The organism is Stenotrophomonas sp. (genome assembly GCF_032103445.1).
Lineage (GTDB): Bacteria > Pseudomonadota > Gammaproteobacteria > Xanthomonadales > Xanthomonadaceae > Stenotrophomonas.
This window is the reverse complement of sequence record NZ_DAMDFR010000016.1, coordinates 45,029-64,989: the sequence shown is the minus strand read 5'-3', so window position 1 is coordinate 64,989 and position 19,961 is coordinate 45,029. Positions and strand designations below refer to the sequence as shown.

The window sequence follows — 19,961 nt, the reverse complement described above, 5'->3', positions numbered from 1 at the left end:
CCGGTTCATATCCAGGAGATGGTTTTGCAGATATACGCCGCCGAGGCGCGCCGCATTGCGGGTGAGCATGTCAATCGGTTGAACAACAGGCCGCGCGCCGCCGCACGCAGCTGCCCGCAAGGCTTCGATGTCGATACGCCATGGAAACTCGCGCTGGCGCTGTTGGTGATCAGCAATGCGGCCGGCGCGCGCACTGCACCGACACCGTCGGCGCAGCACGCGGCGACACCGGCACCCGGTGCCATCGCGTGCGTTACATTCCCGCCGCTGTCGGGCCCGGTCGTGTTGCGCGATATCTCCGACTTCCTGGTCAAGCCGCTTGAGCTGGCCCGCCAGATCTACTACCGGATCGAGGGCGACGGCTGCAATCCGCCGGAATCGCCGACCGAGGAAGGCATCCTTCAGGCCGCCGACATCGGTATAGGGATCCTCGAGGCGACGATGCTGGGGCCGGAAGCCACCGTCGTGAAAGACTCGGTGGCAAGCGGATTGAACTTCGCTGCTGACGAGATGGAACACAAGCCGCCGCGCACGGCATTGCAGAACCTGCTGCTTTCGCTGGTGGGGCTGAAGACCGGTCGTCTGGAACCACCCGCGGTGAAGCCGCCGCCACTGGCGCAGCTGCCGCCGTTGGAACCACGTAGCACCTCCATTCCGATCTTCGGCCGTGCCGCGCAGGCGATCACGCGGCGCCCGGCGCTGGATCCCACGCGGGTGGAGATCGGCACGGTCAACCACGACGGCGTGTTCCCCTACCGCGACACCGTCAGTGGCCGGGAGGGGCGCGCGGTACAGGTCAATGGCGAGTACTTCCGCCTGCACGCCTTCACCGCCGATGGCGCGGTAGTGGAGGGCGTATCCCTCCTCCGCCACGACGGGCGTTACCGCCTGCGCGTGGACGAACCGCTGGAGGAGGGGCCGGTACAGAACGATGAGCCGGGGTTGACGGCGCAGGTGCGTTGTCGCCGCGTGCCCGGTGGCAACTGCAGCCGCAACGTGCAGTACTCCCCGTCGCTCACCGAGGCGATGCGCGGCCATCATTCGCGTGGCCTGACCGAGGCCGCGGCGCGCCAGAGGGGTATCGTGCGTGACCAGCTGCGCCCCGGCTGGTTCATCCGCATCACCGGCAACCGGCGTCGCCATTATCTGCGCTTCGAGCAGCCGATCGGGCAGCACGTCACCGTGCGTTACTTCCCGGTCAAGCTGCACCGCCTGGGCGGCTGCACACGTCTGAGCGTGCACCTGCCGCATCGCGGTCCTGCGGTGGTGGACATCGTCCGCTCACCGGCCACGACCGGCCCGGATCTGATGACCCAAGGCGAGTTCAACATCCAGTTCCGCAGCTTTGCCAGTGCCGATGCGTCGCATGTCTACGAACACGCCATTCGTGCGGCACCGGACGTTCACCTGAGCCAGCCTGAGCGGGCGGCGGTCCTGCGCTACTACGGCGAGGAAGAATCGTCACTCGAAGCCTACGTGCACGGAGATGAGCTGCCGGCGTACCGGCGTCAGGAACTGGGCGCGTACGCGGCGGAACTGGATCGTGCGCTGCTGCGGGTGCCGGGATATGCCGGGCGTGTGTATCGCGGTGCGATGCTGCCAACGGATGTAATCGACCGCCTGGAGGTCGGGCAGACGGTGCGCATCCCGGGCTTCGTGCGGGCCAGCGGCGAACGGGCCATCGGTCTGCACCAGCTCGAAGGTCGCGAGGTACCCGCCGGCCAGACGCCCGTCATCATGGAAATGAAGATGCGCGATGGCGCGCATCCGGTGGGACTGCAGACGCTGCGTGACGAATCGGAGGTGATCATCCGGCGCGGACGTGTCTACAAGGTGGTCCGCAACGACAACGGCGTGCTGGGGTTGGAAGAGGCCGGTCGCGCCCGGCAGGCGTTTGGTCCTGGCGGGGCGGTGAACCTGCGGTTGAGCTGAAACAGCAGCGCCGGCCAACGGCCGGCGCTGCTGGAAGTACAGCCGATCAGGTCAGTGCGATCGGCTTGGTCTTGCGTTCGGCCAGACGCTTTTCCAGGTAGTGGATGTTCTGTCCACCGGCCTGGAAGCCCTTGTCGCGCATGATGCGCTGCTGCAGGGCGACGTTGGTCTTGATGCCGTCCACCACCATCTCGCTCAGTGCCACGCGCATGCGCGCGATGGCGGTTTCGCGGTCCGGACCGTGCACGATCAGCTTGCCGATCATCGAGTCGTAGTTCGACGGCACGCGGTAACCACTGTAGATGTGCGTATCCACGCGCACACCCGGACCGCCCGGCGGATGGAAGCCGGTGATGGTGCCCGGGCTGGGCACGAAGGTTTCAGCATCTTCAGCGTTGATGCGGCACTCGATTGCGTGGCCGGTCAGCACGATGTCGCTCTGCTTGATGCTGAGCTTCTGGCCGGCGGCGATCTTCAGCTGCTCGGCGACCAGGTCGATGCCGGTCACCATTTCCGTCACCGGATGTTCCACCTGGATACGGGTGTTCATTTCGATGAAGTAGAAGCGGCCGTCTTCGTACAGGAACTCGAAGGTGCCTGCGCCGCGGTAGCCGATGCGGATGCAGGCTTCCACGCAGACCTTGCCGATGGCTTCGCGCTGTTCCTGGCTGATGCCCGGAGCCGGCGCTTCTTCCACCACCTTCTGGTGACGGCGCTGCATCGAGCAGTCGCGCTCGCCGAGGTGGATGGCATTGCCCTGGCCGTCGGCCAGCACCTGGATTTCCACGTGACGCGGATTCTCCAGGAACTTCTCCATGTACACCTCACCATTGCCGAACGCGGCCTTGGCCTCGCTCTTGGTGGTTTCAATGGAGGTCTTCAGCGAGGCTTCGGCGTGCACCACGCGCATGCCGCGACCACCGCCACCGCCCGCCGCCTTGATGATGACCGGGTAGCCGATCTCACGGGCGATCTTGGTGTTGGCGACGATGTCTTCGCCCAGCGGGCCGCCCGAGCCGGGCACGCACGGCACGCCGGCGGACTTCATCGCGCGGATCGCTTCGACCTTGTCACCCATCATGCGGATGGTGTCGGCCTTGGGGCCGATGAAGATGAAGCCGGACTCTTCCACGCGCTCGGCAAAGTCGGCGTTCTCCGACAGGAAGCCGTAGCCCGGGTGGATGGCCTGCGCATCGGTCACTTCGGCGGCTGCGATCAGCGCCGGAATGTTGAGGTAGCTTTCCGGCGACGGCGCCGGGCCAATGCAGACCGACTCATCGGCCATGGCCACGTGCTTGAGGTTGCGGTCGACCGTGGAATGCACGGCCACCGTGCGGATGCCCAGGGTGTGACACGCGCGCAGAATGCGCAGCGCGATCTCCCCTCGGTTGGCAATAACGACTTTGTCGAGCATGGACGCGTCCTTAGCCGATCACGAACAGCGGCTGGTCGAATTCGACCGGCTGGCCGTTTTCGCCCAGGATGGCGACGATGGTGCCGGCGACGTCGGCTTCGATCGGGTTGAACATCTTCATCGCTTCGATGATGGCGAGGGTTTCGCCTGCCTTGACCTGCTGGCCGACCGACACGAAGGCCGGCTTGTCCGGCGCAGCGGACGCGTAGAAGGTGCCGACCATCGGCGAGCGCAGCACGTGGCCTTCCGGCAGCGCCGGGCCCGGCTTGGCGGTGCCGCCGGTGGACGCTTCGGTCGGCGACTGCATCGGCATGGCCGGCGCGGCGGCCACCGGGGCCGGGGCGATCATCTGCACGGGGGCCGGGGCGTAACCGGCGACCGGAGCGCGCGACAGGCGCACCGACTCTTCGCCTTCCTTGATTTCGATTTCAGCCAGGTTCGACTCTTCCAGCAGGTCGATCAGCTTCTTGATTTTGCGCAGGTCCATGGAGGCCTCGTTGGTCGTGTATGGGGGTCGGTAAGAGGGAACGCTCAGGCAAGCCGCGTCAGCGCGGCGTCCATTGCATAGCGGTAGCTGTCAGCCCCGAAGCCACAGATCACGCCCACCGCCTTGTCGCTGAAATAGCTGTGCTGGCGGAAGGGTTCTCGGCTGTGCGGGTTGGACAGGTGGATTTCGATGAAAGGCAGGTCCACCGCCGCCAGCGCGTCGCGCAGGGCGACCGAGGTGTGGGTGAACGCGGCCGGGTTGATCAGGATGAAGGCGGTGCCGTCTTCACGGGCGGCCTGCACGCGATCCACCAGGATGTGTTCGGCGTTGGACTGCAGGCTCTCCAGCGCGTGGCCGGCGGCCTGGGCCTGGGCCAGCAGGAGCTGGTCGATCTGCGCCAGCGTGGTGTGCCCATACACCCCCGGCTCGCGAGTGCCGAGCAGGTTGAGGTTGGGGCCATGCAGGACCAGCAGTTTCGCCATGGGGACCACGGAATCGGAAAGGGCGAAGTCTGGCGGATGCGGTGGATGGTGTCCAGTTCGGCGAAGTTACGCGTGTTTCAAGCGACCGTTTGAAAAATCGCCACATGCCTTGGGCCAACAGCGTCATCGCCTTCCGTCGTAGAGACGCGCCATGCGCGTCGTCCTTAGCGGGCGTTCACCGGTGATCGCGATTTTTGCCTCAAACAGTCGCGCGTGTTCTCCCCAACGGTCTGCACGCAGTCTCTTTACCTAGGCGTTAGGTAAATTACCTAAAGTGAAGGTAGTCGCTCGGTAATCACGGGTCGTGCTAGCCAGATCGGGTCTAGCCAGTACGTTGGGCGAAGTTCGCAAGTTCTTCGGGACTGCCGAGCGGAAAAGCCTGCTTCAGTTCTTCAAGGAAGGCCGATACGCGCGCGCTGAGCAGGCGGCGCGACGGGTACAGCGCCCAAATCTCGATCGGCGGGCCTTTGGCGTCGCCCCATGCGACCAGGCCTCCAGTCTGCAGATCGGCGGCCACCAGCGAGTAGGGCAGCAGCGCGGCACCGACGCCGGCACGCGCGGCATCGCGGATCATGATCAACGAGGCCAGCTTCAGCACCGGGGTAATCGAAACACGGCGCTCGCCACGGGGTGTGGCCAGCTCCCACCCGGTGCCGTCGTTGGCGGGCCGAACGACTGCTGGTACAGCCTCGTTGCCCGCAGGGAACTTGAGCTCCGGATGCGCCACCACCACCAGCCGGTCGCGAAGTAGGACCCGCCCGACCAGCCGCTCATCCACCTTCGGATTCACCCGGATCACCAGGTCATAGCCTTCCTCGACCATGTCCACCGCGCGATCCTCGGTGGTGATCTCCAGCTGCACCTGCGGATGGCGCAGCACGAACTGCGCCGCGATCCTTCCCAGTGCCATCTGCGAAAACAGCATGGGCGCACTCACGCGCAGGCGCCCACGCGGAACGTCGCCACCGCTGGCGACCGCAGTGGTGGCCTCATCCAACTCGGTCAGCAGGGACTCGGTGCGCGCATACAGGGCGCGCCCTTCCTCGGTGAGCTTCAGCGTGTGTGAGCCACGCTCGAACAGGCGTACGCCGAGGCTGGCCTCCAGCTCGCCGACCCGGCGCGACAGGGTGGCTTTGGGCCGCTCGGCCGCACGCGCGGCGCGGCCGAAGCCGCCGTGGCGGGCCACCAGGGTGAAGTCGGCCAGGGCAAGCAGGTCCATGTGTTCCGCCAGTGAGACAGGTGGTCCAAGTATATGGGCTATCGGTCCAATGTCGGATCAACAACCATGAGGCTTCCCAACCCAACCACGGAGTCACCTCATGACCATTCTTGTTACCGGAGCCACCGGCACCATCGGCCGCCAGGTCGTCCAGCACCTCCTTCAGCGCGGTGCCACGGTTCGCGCGCTGGTCCGCACCCCGGCCAACGCCAACCTGCCCGACGGTGTGGAACTGCACCAGGGCGATCAGCTGGACGTCGACGCGTTGCGCACCGCGTTCAAGGGCGTATCCACGCTGTTCCTGCTCAACGCGGTGGTGGCCGACGAGTTCACCCAGGCGCTGATCACCCTCAATGTAGCCCGCGAGGCCGGGGTGAAGCGGGTGGTGTACCTGTCGGTGATCTACAGCGACCGCTACGTCAACGTCCCGCACTTCGCTGGCAAGTACGGGGTGGAGCGCATGATCGAGCAGATGGGGTTCAGCGCCACGATCCTGCGCCCGGCCTACTTCATGGACAACGACCTGACCATCAAGGACGTGGTGCAGGGGTACGGCGTGTACCCGATGCCGATCGGCAGCAGGGGTCTGGCGATGATCGACACCCGCGACATCGCCGAGATCGCCGCGCTGGAGCTGATCGCCCGCGATCAGGCAGCCGAGGACAGCGCCGTGACCCGCCTGAACCTGGTCGGGCCGGAAGCGCTTACCGGCGCTGACGTTGCCGGCATCTGGAGCGACGTGCTGGGTCGCACTATCGCTTACGGCGGCGACGATACCGTCGGCTTCGAGCAAAACCTGCGCCAGTTCATGCCGCCGTGGATGGCCTATGACATGCGGCAGATGGCGGAACGTTTCATCAGCGACGGCATGCTGCCGGCCGCGGGAGATGTGGAGCGGCTGATGCAGTTGCTGGGGCGGCCGCTGCGGTCGTATCGGGGGTTTGCGCAGGAAGCTACGGCGGCGCGCTGAGCCTGGCGTCACGCGGCGCAGCATGCATTCGTACTTGCCCGGGCGCATGCTTCGGCCTTGCTGGCCGTCGCGCTGTTCTTCACTCGGATGGAGGTTCGCATGAAGTGGGTGCCGTTGCTTGTCGTATCCCTGTTCGCCGTCACGACGGCTGCCGCCGAGACGGCGTCGCCTGCCGGCTCGCCGCTGGCTCGCCGCTGGAAGGTCGCTGGTCGCTGGATATCTCCGGGCTTCCAATGCCGCCGGCCGAACGGCCCCGGCAGGTGACCGTGGCGTTCAAGCCTCTGGATGGCGGCAAATGGCACTCGCATGTGGAAATCACCTTCCAGGATGGCAAGGTGATGACCGCTGATGCCACGCCGCCGTTGGATGGCACCCCCTCGCCGGTGACCGGGGACTACTACGCCAACGAAACCACGCTGCGGTTGCCTGCGCCCAATACCCTGGTGATGCAGCTGGTGGACCACGGCACGCCCACGTCCACGCGGGTGTTCACGGTGGCCGGGGATGCGGCCACCATGACCGAAACCAAGGCCTTCTTCAGCAAGGAGGGACGGCCCATTCTGCAGACCTTCTCTTACAGGCGGCTGCCCTGACACCATCGCCACCGTCGCGCGGTAGTGGTATGAAGGACGCTCGCTCATCGTCCGCAAACGCGCCGCCATGACCCGCCTCACCGCCGCCTCCCTGACTCTCCACGCATTCACCGACGAGCTGGCCCATCACTTCCATGACATCAATGCGGAGTGGATCAACGCCATGTTCCGGTTGGAGGACACCGATCGCGAAGTGCTCCAGCATCCCCGCCGCAGCATCATCGACAAGGGTGGGGTGATTCTGTTCGTTGAGGCCGAGGGACTGGGCATCGTTGGTACGTGCGCGCTGCAGAAGTCTACCGGCAGCGGCTACGAGCTGACCAAGATGGGCGTGCTCGAACGCGCACGTGGCCTGAAGGTGGGCGAGTTTCTGCTGGCGGCGATGATCGAGCGTGCAGTAGCACTGCAGGCATCGCCGCTCTACCTGCTCAGCAATGCCAAGTGCGCGGCCGCCATCCACTTGTACGAAAAGGCGGGCTTTGTCCACGATGCCGAGATCAAGGCGACCTATGGCGCGCGCTACCAGCGCTGCGATGTGGCCATGCGATACCAGTCCTAGCCGACAGCATGCACGCCGGCGAACTCCATTTCCTGGGCCAGCCGCAGTGCGAGATCCGGGTCGGAGGGAAGCTGATCGGCCGTGATGTCGTAGCCGGGCTTCGGCAACAATCGAAGGTCTTTTACGTGGCCCTGGCGCACCACATGCGCGATCCTGCCATCGCCGACTGAGGTGCGGCCGAGCAATGACACCGCCTGCAAGCTGGGAGTAATGCCCAACAAGTCGAGTGAGCGGATCTCGCTGCAATCATTCACGGCGAAATACTTCAGTGCGGGGCTGGCTACAGGGGCCGTGACGCTCAGCTCGCGGCATCCGTTCGCACGCAGGTACTGAAGAGACCTTGATTGCAGCGCCGGATCAATACTGGTCAAACGGGAGGCAGTGAACAGCTGCAGTTGCTGAAGATCCGAGAGCAGGGAAGCATCCGGCAACTGCTCCAGCCTGGATTTCACCAGAATCAGCGTCTGCAATAGCCCACCGCTGGCACAGGCTTCCAATGTGGCGCTGTCGAGTGTCCCAGCCAGGCGCGTGAGCCGCTGGGGTTGGCCACTGAACCGGATGCGTCCCGCCTTCGTGTACAGCCCCAGCCCCTCCAACGACGTCAGCGCCACGGTGCCTTTCACGGCACTGTGCAGCGCCAACGACCGCAGCCGGGGCAGGGTGTTCACCATGGAGACATCGAGCGCGAGCGCATGGTCAATGTCCAGGTGTTCAACAGCATCGGACAGCGCGGGAAGCAGATCCAGCCCTTCACCGTTCCATCCGGAGGCGTGGCTCAGTTCCAAGTGCAGTCCACGCACGTCCGCCAACGCTTGGACCGTGTCGCGGGTTAGTGCTCCTGTGATGACAACTTTGCGTGGCGGAATGGACATCGGGCGGATTCAGGCGGGACGATCCTTCCATCATGCCTCACCAGCGGCCTGCTACAGTCGAATGCATGTCAACGTTCAGTCCCGCCATCCTTGCCTGGTTCCATGCCACGTTCCCGTCGGCCACCCCGGTGCAGGAGGCGGCATGGGCGGCCATCGGACAACGGCAGCACACGCTGGTGATCGCGCCGACGGGATCCGGCAAGACGCTGGCAGCCTTTCTGCACGCCATTGACCGCCTGTTCGCGGAAAAGGACGCAGCACGACGGGAGCCGCGAGTTGCCGAGAGGGACAACAGGGCCGCCACACGGGTGCTCTACATCTCGCCGATCAAGGCGTTGGCCGCAGACGTGCAGCGCAACCTGCAGCGCCCGCTGCAGGGCGTGCATGCCGAACGCCAGAAGCGCGGCGATTCCGCCGTGGACATCCGCGTCGCCATCCGCAGTGGCGACACCACCCCGGCCGAACGCGCCCGGCTGGTGCGAAAGCCACCGGACATCCTGATCACCACGCCGGAGTCGCTGTTCCTGATGCTCACTTCCAACGCGCGCGAGACGCTGCGCGGGGTGGATACGATCATCATCGACGAGATCCACGCGGTGGCGGGGACCAAGCGCGGTACGCATCTGGCGCTCAGCCTGGAGCGGTTGGATGCGCTGCTGGAGCGCCCGGCGCAGCGCATCGGGCTATCGGCCACGGTGCGGCCGGAAGAGGTTGTAGCTGGGTTCCTGGGCGGCGATCGTCCGGTGACCGTGGTCAATCCGCCGTCCCCGCGTCATCTGGACGTCAAGATCGTGGTGCCGGTGGAGGATATGGCCGACATTCCCACGCACGCGGGCGACGCCGGCGGCGCGCGTGCCGGGTCGATCTGGCCGCATGTGGAGGCCAGCATTCTGGATGAAGTGCTGCAGCGGCGTTCGACGATTGTGTTTGCGAACTCGCGCGGGGTGGCGGAACGGCTTACCGCGCGCTTGAATGCGTTGTATGCGGAGCGGGTTGGGGGGCTCGGAGCCGGGCAAGGCCCGGCTCTACGTCCGGAAGCGCTGGGTTCGTTTACGGGTAGTACCTCCGGGCGGGTTGAGAACGCGGGTGAGCTGATCGCGCGGTCGCATCATGGCTCGGTGTCGAAGGAGCAGCGGGCGCAGATCGAGCAGGCGCTGAAGGACGGTGCGCTGCGTTGCGTGGTGGCCACCTCCAGCCTGGAGCTGGGCATCGACATGGGCGAGGTCGACCTGGTGATCCAGGTGGCGGCTCCGCTGTCGGTGGCCAGCGCGCTGCAGCGCGTGGGTCGCGCCGGGCATCAGGTGGGCGGGCTGTCGAGCGGACGGGTGTATCCGCGTACGCGCCGTGATCTGGTCGATGCCGCCGTGGTGGTGGACAGCATGCTGGCGGGGCGTATCGAGGCGCTGGAGCCACCGCTCAACCCGCTGGACGTGTTGGCGCAGCAGACCGTTGCCGCAGTGGCGATGGAGCCGCTGCACGTGGATGACTGGTATGCGCGGGTGCGTCGTGCGGCCCCGTATCGCACGCTGCCACGCAGCGCCTTTGATTCGACCCTGGACATGCTGGCCGGACGCTACTCCTCGGATGACTTCGCCAGCTTCCGCCCGCGCCTGGTCTGGAACCGCGAGACTGGCCTTCTGAGCGCCCGGCCGGGTGCCCGACAGTTGGCATTGACGAGCGGCGGCACGATTCCGGATCGGGGCCTGTACAGCGTGTTGCTGCCCGAGGGCATGGAGCGTGCAGGGTCACGACGGGTCGGCGAGCTGGACGAGGAGATGGTCCACGAATCGCGGGTCAACGACGTGATCACGCTGGGCGCGACCTCGTGGCGCATTGATCAGATCACCCACGACCAGGTCATCGTCAGTCCCGCACCGGGGCGTTCGGCGCGCCTGCCGTTCTGGCGCGGCGAGGGCGTGGGGCGACCGGCAGAGCTGGGAGAGGCACTGGGAGAGCTGCTCGGTGCGTTGGATGGCGCAGCCGACACCGCGAGCGTGGATGCGCTGCCGGCAGCACTGCGCGAGCGACTGCGGCACTGCGGTCTGGAAGACAACGCCATCGCCAATCTGCTGGCGCTCGTGAAGGAACAGCACGCCGCTACCGGCGTCCTGCCCACTGACCGGCAACTGGTGGTCGAGCGCTGTCGCGATGAGAACGGCGACTGGCGGCTGATGCTGCATTCGCCCTTCGGCCGCCGGGTGCACGATCCCTGGGCGCTGGCCCTTGCTGAGCGCCTGCGTGCACAATGGCAGGTGGACCCGAATGTCGTCTCCAGCGATGACGGCATCGTCGCGCGCATTCCCGACACCACCGGCCGCGTGCCCGGTGCGGAGCTGTTCGTGTTCGAGCCGGAGCGCCTGCGCCGGGCGGTGATCCAGGCCGTGGACAGTTCGGCGCTGTTCGCTGCGCGTTTCCGCGAATGCGCTTCGCGCGCGCTGCTGCTGCCGCGCCGTCAGCCGGGCAAGCGCTCACCCCTGTGGCAGCAGCGATTGCGTGCCGGCCAGCTGCTGGCCGTGGCGCAGCAGCATCCCGACTTTCCGATCGTGGTCGAGGCGGCCCGCGAATGCCTGCAGGACGTGTACGACCTCGATGCCCTCGACCAGCTGATGCAGCGCATCGGCAGTGGCGCGGTGCAGCTGGTGGACGTGCAGACCGAGGTGCCGTCGCCCTTCGCGGCCGACCTGCTGTTCGGCTACGTGGCCGAGTTCCTGTACGCCAGCGACGTACCGCAGGCCGAGCGCCGTGCCTCCATCCTGTCGCTCGACAGCGGCCTGCTGGGCGATCTGTTGGGTGAGGTGGCACTGGGCGAACTGCTTGACCCGCAGGTGGTGGCCGAGGTGGGCGCGTCCCTGCAGCGGCTCGCTCCCGCACGCAAGGCAAACGAGGTGGAAGGCGTAGCCGACCTTCTGCGCGAGCTCGGCCCGATGACCCTGGAAGCGGTGACGGCGCGCCTGAGCGAGGGCGATGCGGCCGCGGCGCTGACCGAACTCAAGCGCCAGCAGCGCGTGATCCGCGTGTCGCTGGCCGGCCACATGCAGTGGGCGGCGATCGAAGACGCGGCGCGGCTGCGCGACGCGCTGTGTGTGCCGCTGCCCGCGCGGATTCCGGCTGCGTTTCTGAGGCGAACGGCGGATCCGCTGGGGGAACTGTTGATGCGCTTCGCCCGTACCCATCCCCCGTTCACCACACTGGAGGCAGCTGCACCGTTCGGCCTGGGTGTAGCCGTGGTCGAGGCGGCGCTGGAGCAGATGGCCGCGCAGGGCAGGGTGCTCAAGGTGGCCGAACATACCTGGGTGGCCGACGACGTATTCAAGCGCTTGCGCCTGCGCTCGCTGCAGGCGGCGCGGGATGCAACCCGCCCTGTGCCCGCCGATGCCTACGTGCGGCTGTTGCTTGAGCGTCACGGCGTGACAGGCACGGCTGCGGGTGGGCTGGAGGGTCTTGAGGGCGTGGCACGGGTCATCGAGCAGCTGGCGGGCGTGCCGCTGCCGGTGTCGGCGTGGGAGCAGCAGGTGTTGCCGGTGCGCGTGCGCGACTACGTGCCGGCGCTGCTGGACGAACTGCTGGCCACCGGTACGGTGGTGTGGGCGGGCCACGGTCGGCTGGGTGAGGATGACGGCCTGGTGTCGCTGCATCTGCAGGAGATCGCGGCCGAAACGTTGCCGCCGCTTTCAGCCGAACCGTTGTCACCACTGCAGTCGGTACTGCTGGAGATACTCGCGGAGGGCGGCGCGTGGTTCGTGCGACAGCTCGCGCAGCAGGTACAGGCGCGCTGGACCGACGGACCGATGCCGCCAGTGGAAGATCTGCACGCGGCCCTTTGGGCGCTCGTCTGGAACGGCAGGGTGACCTGCGACCTGTGGTCACCGCTGCGGGCGCTGACCGGCGTACGCGTTCCGCGTGCGCGTGTGGTGGCCGCCGCGCGTCGCCGCCGTGGCCTTGTTGGCGCGCCTATGCCGGACGCGAGCAGCGCTGCCACCCGGCCCGCGTTGGGCGTTGCGCATCTGGACGCGCCCAGCCTTGCCGGCCGCTGGTCGCTGCTGCAGCGTGAGGCCACGCCCGACACCGTGCGCGCGCTGGCGTTGGCCGAAGGTCTGCTGGATCGGCAAGGCGTTGTCACCCGTGGTGCGGCGATGGCCGAAGGTGTAGCCGGCGGCTTCGCGGCAATCCAGCAGGTGTACCGCCGCATGGAGGATGCCGGGCGGGTGCTGCGCGGACGATTCGTGGAAGGCCTGGGCGGCGCGCAGTTCGCGGACCGGGCCGATGTGGATCGACTGCGTGAGCTGGCCGAGGCGGCAGACAACGGGCGCGTGGCCGCGGTGGCGCTGTCTGCGGTCGATCCAGCCAACCCGTTCGGGACCACGCTGCCTTGGCCTGCACATGCGTCCGGTGTGCGCCCGCTGCGTCGCCCCGGCGGCATTGTGGTGATCGGAGGCGGAAGGCTGCTGTTCTATCTGACCCAGGGCGGGCGCTCGCTGCTCAACTACGTGCCGGCCGATGTTCCGGATGCGGCTGAAGTTCTGGGGTCGGCGGTTACCGCATTGGTGATCGCGCTGCGCCGCACGCCCCGCCTGCGCTTCACCCTCGCGTTGATTGACGATGCACCGCCGGGGAAAGGTCATGTCACAGAGGCGCTGCGCAAGGCGGGGTTCCGCAATGCGCCGCGTGGGCTGAACTGGGAGGGGTGAGTCCTTCATGGAGTGGCCGGTTTTCCCGGCTGGCCGCGTCTATCCGGTGCGGGGGTTGAGGCGCTGCTGCGCCCAACGACAGGAGTACACCGATGAAGACCCCTGCATCGTCCCAGGCGGGTCAACTGGATCCGCAGTTCGGCCATGGCGGCCTGTTGAAGGTTGAGATTCCGTCCGGTGACTTCCGCGCGCGAGGCGTGCTGGATGCCGCGCAGGCCATCCACCTGCTGGGCGTCGTCAGTTCCGAACCCTCCGCGCTGACGATGCTGAAACTGGATGCCGAGGGACGGCTGGATACATCGTTTGGAACCGGCGGCATGGTGATGCACCGCGTGGTTGAGGGCTACACGGTGTCCGATGTACGCGGAACCATCCAGCCCGATGGCCGAATCCTGGCGACGTGCCTGTGTACTCGGGAGTCTGGACACGCTACGACAGATGGCCTGTTGGTCGTCCGCTGTATGGCGGATGGCAGGCTGGACGTCAGTTTTGGTGTTGGCGGGTTCACGCTGTGGGAGGGTGAATGGAGGCGCGCCATCAAGAACGCCGGCGTGGCTGTTCAGCCTGACGGCAAGATCGTGGCGGCCGGATGGGGAGCAGATGATGGCAACATCGTCCTCCGTTTCCTGCCTTCTGGTGGTTCTGACACCGGGTTTGGGGAGGGGGGCGTTGTACGGGAAGCAAGGGGCTACACCAACTTCAATGACGTCGGCATACGGCAGGACGGGCACATTCTGGTGGGCGGCTACAACGTCGGAGTAGCGGCGATCTTCTGCTACCGACCTGACGGGTCGCCGGATTCCGGCTTTGCCGAGGACGGCATGCTCCGGTTGCCGGACAATGGGCCGCCCACCATGCACTTCAACGGCATCGTGATTCAGTCCGATGCTCAGGTGGTAGCCGCGGGTCTTATCGCTGTTGAAGCGATGGCCAATGACGGTCTTGTCGTGCGGGCAACGCAAGCCGGCGAGCTGGATCAGGACTTCAATAACGGCGAGCCACTTCATCTGCCCGGACGGTTGGATCAATGCATGGATATTGCCATCGATGGGGAGGGTCGCCTCACTATCCTGGGGCGGGTCAAATCGGACAGCAAGGCGGTTGCGGTCTGCCGGCTGCTCGCCGATGGATCACTTGACGCCAGCTTCGGCGACGCGGGTGTTTTCATCTTTCATATTCCCCCGGCGATCGAGCCGCCAGCCACCGTGTTGATGCAGGACCTGCTGATTCAATCGCCCGGCAAGGCGCTGGTCATCAGCTACAGCGCGCCCCCGATAGATGCCCGCATCGGACCGCTCATTGCACGCATCCTCATCTGAACCGTTGCGAGTGTGTGGTGAGGATGGCTCAGCGCTCGACGTGTTGTTTACACAGGGGCAGGGTGCACAGGATGTTCCAGATCAGGAAGTGGACCACCAATGGAATCGTCTCGCCGATTCTGGCCCGGCTGATCATCTGAGTCTGAAGTCAGCAGGACTGGACACTACCTTTACCCACGACCGGTCATGCTGGGCTCCCCTACAGACGGAGCCCGCCATGAAAGTCCTGATGGTGCTCACCTCGCACGACCAGCTCGGCAACACCGGAAAGAAGACCGGCTTCTGGCTGGAAGAGTTTGCCGCCCCCTACTACGTATTCACCGACGCCGGCGTGCAGGTCACGCTGGCGTCGCCGGCCGGTGGACAGCCGCCGCTGGACCCGAAGAGCGACGAGCCCGATTCGCAGACGGCATTGACGGGGCGGTTCAAGCAGGACCCCGCCGCGCAGAAGGCGCTGGCGACCACGGTGCAGCTCTCGCATATCGACCCGGCTGACTTCGACGCGGTGTTCTACCCCGGCGGCCATGGTCCGCTCTGGGACCTGGCCGAGTCGAAGGACTCGATTGAACTGATCCAGGCGTTCGCACGGGCCCACAAGCCCATGGGTTTCGTCTGCCATGCCCCGGGCGTGCTGCGCCACGTGAAGGGTTCACATGGCGCACCCTTGGTGAAGGATCTTCACGTTACCGGCTTCAGCAACAGCGAGGAGGACGCCGTGGGCCTGACCGACATCGTGCCGTTCCTGCTGGAGGACGAACTGGCCGCGCTGGGCGGCCGTTACGAGAAGGGCGCGGACTGGGCCCAGTACGTGGTCACCGACGGCAAGCTGGTCACCGGGCAGAACCCGGCCAGCTCCGAGGAGGCGGCACGGGAACTGCTGAGAGTGGCGGCGCGCTGACTCAGTCCGGCAGCTCTCGATCTCACTCGGCCGCAGCCGCAGCCGCTGCTGCGGCCGCAGCGGCAGCACCAGCGGCCTCTGCTTCTTCCGCAGACGGCTGCCGAGCGAACGCCACCATGCCGGCCAGCTGACAGTACTCGACAGCGGCGAGGAAGGTGGTGGGCACATGATCGTCCAGCTGCAGCACGTCACGCAGGCCGTCGATGCGTTCGTAAATGGCCGGGAACGCGTCATCCTGCGCTTTCAGAACGCGGTTGAGGCGTTCCGTCAGCGGGCTTTCGTAGCTGTAATCCGGCAGTGCGATGCACATCTGCGTGCCGGGCTTGGCCGCGATCTCGCGAACAGCAGCTTCAAACGCATCGGCCTGCTCCGGGGCGTCCGACAGCAGGGTCAGATTGTCGTCCTCGCCCACCACGCGGTAGTAGACGCTGCCAGGGCGGAACAGGAAGGTGTAAAGGTGAGTACCTTCCACCTTGTGGGTCTGCAGTGAACGCTGACGTTGCCGCTCGGTTCGCAGCGGCACCGAACTGCCGTTCGGCAGCAGCTGGCGCGCGGTGATGCCGCAGCTCTGCCCGTCGGTGCCGAACGACATTTCGTAGTCCACCCCAGGCTCGGGTGTGATCGACAGCGACGGGCCCAGCACGAAGCGCACCGAGTCGCGTGACTTGCCGATCTCTTCGCGCGGCACGCAGCGTCGGTTGTAGCCCTCGAAGTTGGCGAACACGGTGATGCGCCGGCCGGGCACCAGCTCCACCTCGTGGAAGAACGGCTTGGCACCAAAGCGGGTGTTCTCGTTCAAGGTGCGGGTGGCGAACGACGCTGGCATGCCGATGGACACGTTCTCATTCTTGCGTGCCATCGAGAACAATGCGCCGATCGGGGTGACACTGCCGGCTCCGGCCCCTTCCACGGCCACACGGGTGGCGGTCTCGCCGTCTGCGGCGCGGGCATACAGCGACAGGTTGTGCTGGTTGCTGCCGAACAGGCGGATGCGGGCGGGCTTGTCCGGCGACGGGTCGCTGGCGGCATCATCGGCATGGGCCGGAAGTGCCAGGACCAGGGCAAGGCCCAGCAGGGAAAGGGGGCGTTTCATCGGCAGATCTCCGTGTCGGTACAGGTGCCTCATGCACCATCAGGCAGGGAGTAGCGGCCGCGTTGGCGGATTCTTGAGCAGAGGAGTGGCAGATGAACCGATCAGCAGGCCTAATCGGCTCGCCAAATGAGCCGAATAGAGTCCCTAATCGGCTCATTTACCTGAATAGGGTGTTCATGTCGGCTCCATCGTGAATCCGGGACCGTCGACTGGCCTGCGTTTGAGTCCTATCTTGTGGTATCAGTGGTGCACCCAATGCGCGCCTTTTTGTTTGTCCGGCTGGCAACCGAGCAGCTCTCAACAGAATAGGACGCCTTCGCAGGACGTATCGTCACTCGCGTGATGAAGTCACTGAAGAAGCACTCCTTGTTGAATTCGATGAGACGACCATAAGGCGGCCAGTCGGCAACAGAGATATCGGTAATGACTACGCGTCCCGTGCCAGCGCACATCCCTTTTTCCTGGGGCGGGACTACATTGAGTGTGGCGCTCACTTGCTTGCCGCAGCGCAGTGCCTGTGGGCCTGTCTGGGCCGCTCGATAACCTGCAGGCGGGATTGCGCCAGCGTCAGCCGCAATGATGATCAGGCTTGAATCGTCTCCACATGCATAGGCGGCGCTGCGGGCCGGGGGTTCGTCAGCGCATGCAGGGTGCGCAAACAGCAGCAGCACGCAGATAGCGATACCGCTGGAGCGGAGGTGCGTAACGGTAGGCATCTGCATGACATCCTTGAAATGCTGGACGGAGAAGGCGGGCCGTCCCTGGCCCCATCATCCTGCGCGTCTGGACCTAGAACTTCCAGCCCACCCGCGCGTAGTAGAACCCACCGTTGAAGCCATAAGGCGAGTGCACCGGATACTCCGCACCCGCCACGCCACTCCACGGGTTCTTGGCCGGGGTGCGGTCGAACAGGTTCTGTGCGCCCAGGCTGAAGTACAGGCCGGAGTCGAACTTCCAGCCCACCTCGGTGTCCACGATCACCGCGCTGCCGCCGTAGATCGGCAGGCCGCCGTCTGCGGCCGAGATCACGCCGCTGTCCAGGTGATCTTCATACCAGGAGCTGTAGTAATTGAAGCGCAGGTTGGCGTGGAAGATCTGGCGCTGATGGTGGATGCTGAAATAGCCCTTGGTCTTGGGCAGCGACTTCTCCAGCTTGTACACACGCGCTTCGTCGATGAAGTCGGTGTCGAAGCGGTCCACCTTGGTCTTGTTCCAGTTCGCCGCCAGCGAATAGGTGGTGTCGCCGCCAAAGTGGTCACTTTTGTAGCTGGTGACCAGGTCCACACCGGTGGTGGTGGTGTCGAACGCGTTGCCGAAATACGTCACCTGCGAAATCGAGGCGGCTTCGGCATTGCCACCGGCCACCAGTGCGGCGCGTTCCTCGTCGGTAATGGTGAAGCTGGTACTGAGCGCAATGCGGTCTTCCACCTCAATGCGATAGCCATCCAGGGTGACCAGCCAGTCGCCCTCGGTCCATACCGCGCCGAGCGAGAAGTTCTTCGACTCTTCCGGGGTCAGCGGACGCGCGCCCTTGATCTGCGCGATCGGGTTGGTGGGCGGCAGGGTGGCGATATCCTCCAGTGCGGTACCACCGAACACGGTGCTGATCTGGCTGATGTTGGCCTGGCCCGGCGTGGGCGCGCGGAAGCCGGTGTTGTAGGCACCGCGGATGGCGAAGGTCGGGGTGAAGTCGAAACGTCCGGTCAGCTTGCCGGTGGTGGTGCTGCCGAACGAATCGTAATCCTCGAAGCGTAGCGCACCGGCCAGCAGGAACTTCTCGGTTAGCTGGGCTTCCAGGTCGGCATACGCGGCCCAGTTACGACGGTCGAATGTGCCGGCGGTACGGGGGCTGAAACCGTTGAAGCCGTTCGAACCCAGCGCGAAGCCCTGCTCGGTCAGCGGGCCGATTGCGGTGGACGGGCCATCACCTTGGCTGATCTTGAAGCTCTCTTCGCGCCATTCGGCACCCAGGGCCAGGCGCAGCGGCTGGCTGCTGAAGGTCACCGGGATGTCGCGGCTGACATCGACGTTGAAGTTCTTCTCGGTCTGGGTGTTGCCGCCCGGCTTGAAGTACAGGTTGGCCGGCTGGTCAGGACCCAGTGAGGCGTTGACCGTGTTGTAGATGGTGAACTCGATGTCGTTGCGGCCATACGAACCGCTGACATCCCAGTACCACTCACCCAGCGTGCCCTTCGCTCCGGCGAACACCGAGGAATCCTCCAGCTCGCCACCGAAGCGCGGGGTAAAGCCACCCGGCAAGCTCGAAAGGAACGTGAAGCAGTTGGCCGGCAGGGCACCCACGGCGGCCGCCACGCCCGCATAAGGCAGCAGGTTGCCGGACGGATCGCGCAGGGCGATGCTGGGGCAGGTGCCGACGCCGGTCAGATTGCCGACCAGCAGGGTCTCGCCGCCGTCGTTGGAGTACACGCCAGAGCGCGCGGTCGGGTCGCGGTAGTAGAAGCCGCCATCGACTTTGCGTTTGGCGTAATTGCCGAACAGGTAGAAGTCCACGTTCTCGGTGGTCAGGCCCAGGTTGGCCACGAACTTGAGGTCATCGTCGACCTTGGGCGAGCCCCAGATCTGCGCCGGGTCCTTCACGTCGGGGTAGCCTGCGGCGGCCGCGGCGGCGGCATCGTCGCGCTGCACGCTGCGCGAGGTGTCGTCGGCCTTGCGCCATTCGGCGGTGAAGGTGGCAAAGCCGTGTTCGGTCAGCGGTAGACCGATCTGTGCCGAGTACTGGGTGGTGAGGCCGTCGCCTTCGTAATACTTGCCGGTGAAAACTTCGGCAGTGCCACCTTCGCGCAGCTTCTTGAGGCCGAAATTGAGCACGCCGGCGATGGCATCGGAACCGTACTGCGCCGCCGCGCCGTCTCGCAGCACATCCACCTGCTCCAATGCCAGTGACGGGAACACTGACAGGTCCGGCCCCTGCGCACCGTCGGACAGGCCATGACCGAGGAAGGTGATCACCGCGGACCGATGAAAGCGCTTGCCGTTGACCAGCAGCAGGGTGTTGTCTGGCGGCAGGCCACGCAGATTGGCCGGGCGCACCAGGCTGGCGGCGTCATCGATGGGAATGGTGCTGACGTTGAACGAGGGCACCAGCACTTTCAGCTGGTCGAGTGCATCGGTGGCACCCTGGTTGCGGAATTCCTCTCCGCTGATGATGTCGATCGGCACGGCCGACGATGAGACGGTACGGGGTTTGGTACGGCTGCCCAGCACTGAAACGGTGTCCAGCGTGGTGGCCGAGCTTCCCTGTGTGCTGCTGTCCTGTGCCGCCGCGCGGGGGCTGGCGGCCAGCAGCGCGGTGGCAAGGGCCACCATCACTGCAGATGCCAATGGCTTTATCGCTTTTGGAGCCTGAACACTACTGCCAATACGGTAGTTCATGCATGCACCTTGCAGTCAGTTTTTTGGGTGGTCGTTCTGTCA

The 19,961-nt window shown here is 65.6% G+C and carries 15 protein-coding genes; 7 read left to right on the top strand and 8 right to left on the bottom strand.

What is annotated here, in order from left to right:
- Positions 1-24 precede the first annotated feature (24 nt).
- A complete protein-coding gene (locus tag RT551_RS08385; RefSeq protein ID WP_313457412.1) occupies positions 25-1,932 on the top strand; it encodes a hypothetical protein in 1,908 nt (635 codons plus the stop codon).
- Between the two features lie 46 nt (positions 1,933-1,978).
- On the opposite strand, the gene accC is transcribed toward RT551_RS08385, so the two are convergent.
- The 4 genes from accC to RT551_RS08365 form a co-directional block, all read right to left on the bottom strand.
- Positions 1,979-3,346, bottom strand: a complete 1,368-nt coding sequence (gene accC / locus RT551_RS08380; protein ID WP_311192786.1) for an acetyl-CoA carboxylase biotin carboxylase subunit — start codon at positions 3,344-3,346, stop codon at positions 1,979-1,981.
- A gap of 10 nt (positions 3,347-3,356) precedes the next feature.
- Positions 3,357-3,833 (bottom strand): acetyl-CoA carboxylase biotin carboxyl carrier protein, encoded by a 477-nt coding sequence (gene accB, locus RT551_RS08375; protein ID WP_125362305.1) that lies wholly within the window; start codon positions 3,831-3,833, stop codon positions 3,357-3,359.
- A 44-nt stretch (positions 3,834-3,877) separates the two neighbouring features.
- Complete coding sequence (aroQ, locus tag RT551_RS08370; protein WP_313457407.1) at positions 3,878-4,315, bottom strand: type II 3-dehydroquinate dehydratase; 438 nt, start codon at positions 4,313-4,315, stop codon at positions 3,878-3,880.
- A gap of 322 nt (positions 4,316-4,637) precedes the next feature.
- Positions 4,638-5,534 carry a LysR substrate-binding domain-containing protein gene (locus RT551_RS08365; protein WP_313457404.1) on the bottom strand — a complete coding sequence of 299 codons (897 nt, stop codon included), beginning with the start codon at positions 5,532-5,534 and terminating at the stop codon, positions 4,638-4,640.
- Between the two features lie 100 nt (positions 5,535-5,634).
- On the opposite strand from RT551_RS08365, the gene RT551_RS08360 reads away from it, so the two are divergent.
- From RT551_RS08360 to RT551_RS08350, 3 genes are all read left to right on the top strand, one after another.
- On the top strand, positions 5,635-6,504 hold the full coding sequence (locus tag RT551_RS08360; RefSeq protein ID WP_313457402.1) for an NmrA/HSCARG family protein: 870 nt from the start codon (positions 5,635-5,637) through the stop codon (positions 6,502-6,504).
- A 104-nt stretch (positions 6,505-6,608) separates the two neighbouring features.
- A complete protein-coding gene (locus RT551_RS08355) occupies positions 6,609-7,097 on the top strand; it encodes a LuxR family transcriptional regulator (protein WP_313457400.1) in 489 nt (162 codons plus the stop codon).
- Positions 7,098-7,164: 67 nt separating this feature from the next.
- Positions 7,165-7,656: a GNAT family N-acetyltransferase gene (locus RT551_RS08350; RefSeq protein WP_313457397.1), complete on the top strand. Its 492-nt coding sequence runs from the start codon at positions 7,165-7,167 to the stop codon at positions 7,654-7,656.
- Here RT551_RS08350 and RT551_RS08345 read toward each other — a convergent pair.
- Positions 7,653-8,528: a hypothetical protein gene (locus RT551_RS08345; protein WP_313457394.1), complete on the bottom strand. Its 876-nt coding sequence runs from the start codon at positions 8,526-8,528 to the stop codon at positions 7,653-7,655. The genes RT551_RS08350 and RT551_RS08345 overlap by 4 nt on opposite strands.
- A gap of 65 nt (positions 8,529-8,593) precedes the next feature.
- On the opposite strand from RT551_RS08345, the gene RT551_RS08340 reads away from it, so the two are divergent.
- The 3 genes from RT551_RS08340 (at position 8,594) to RT551_RS08330 (ending at position 15,433) form a co-directional block, all read left to right on the top strand.
- Positions 8,594-13,216, top strand: coding sequence for an ATP-dependent helicase (locus RT551_RS08340; RefSeq protein WP_313457392.1), 4,623 nt, complete (start codon positions 8,594-8,596; stop codon positions 13,214-13,216).
- A 92-nt stretch (positions 13,217-13,308) separates the two neighbouring features.
- Positions 13,309-14,535, top strand: coding sequence for a hypothetical protein (locus RT551_RS08335; protein WP_313457389.1), 1,227 nt, complete (start codon positions 13,309-13,311; stop codon positions 14,533-14,535).
- A 217-nt stretch (positions 14,536-14,752) separates the two neighbouring features.
- Positions 14,753-15,433, top strand: a complete 681-nt coding sequence (locus RT551_RS08330; protein ID WP_313457387.1) for a type 1 glutamine amidotransferase domain-containing protein — start codon at positions 14,753-14,755, stop codon at positions 15,431-15,433.
- A gap of 22 nt (positions 15,434-15,455) precedes the next feature.
- Here the strand turns inward: RT551_RS08330 and RT551_RS08325 are convergent, their stop codons facing one another.
- From RT551_RS08325 to RT551_RS08315, 3 genes are all read right to left on the bottom strand, one after another.
- The gene (locus RT551_RS08325; RefSeq protein ID WP_313457384.1) at positions 15,456-16,526 is read right to left on the bottom strand and encodes a hypothetical protein; all 1,071 of its coding nucleotides are present in this window, start codon (positions 16,524-16,526) and stop codon (positions 15,456-15,458) included.
- A 227-nt stretch (positions 16,527-16,753) separates the two neighbouring features.
- A complete protein-coding gene (locus RT551_RS08320) occupies positions 16,754-17,248 on the bottom strand; it encodes a hypothetical protein (RefSeq protein ID WP_313457383.1) in 495 nt (164 codons plus the stop codon).
- Between the two features lie 67 nt (positions 17,249-17,315).
- On the bottom strand, positions 17,316-19,853 hold the full coding sequence (locus tag RT551_RS08315) for a TonB-dependent receptor (protein WP_313457380.1): 2,538 nt from the start codon (positions 19,851-19,853) through the stop codon (positions 17,316-17,318).
- Positions 19,854-19,961: the final 108 nt, after the last annotated feature.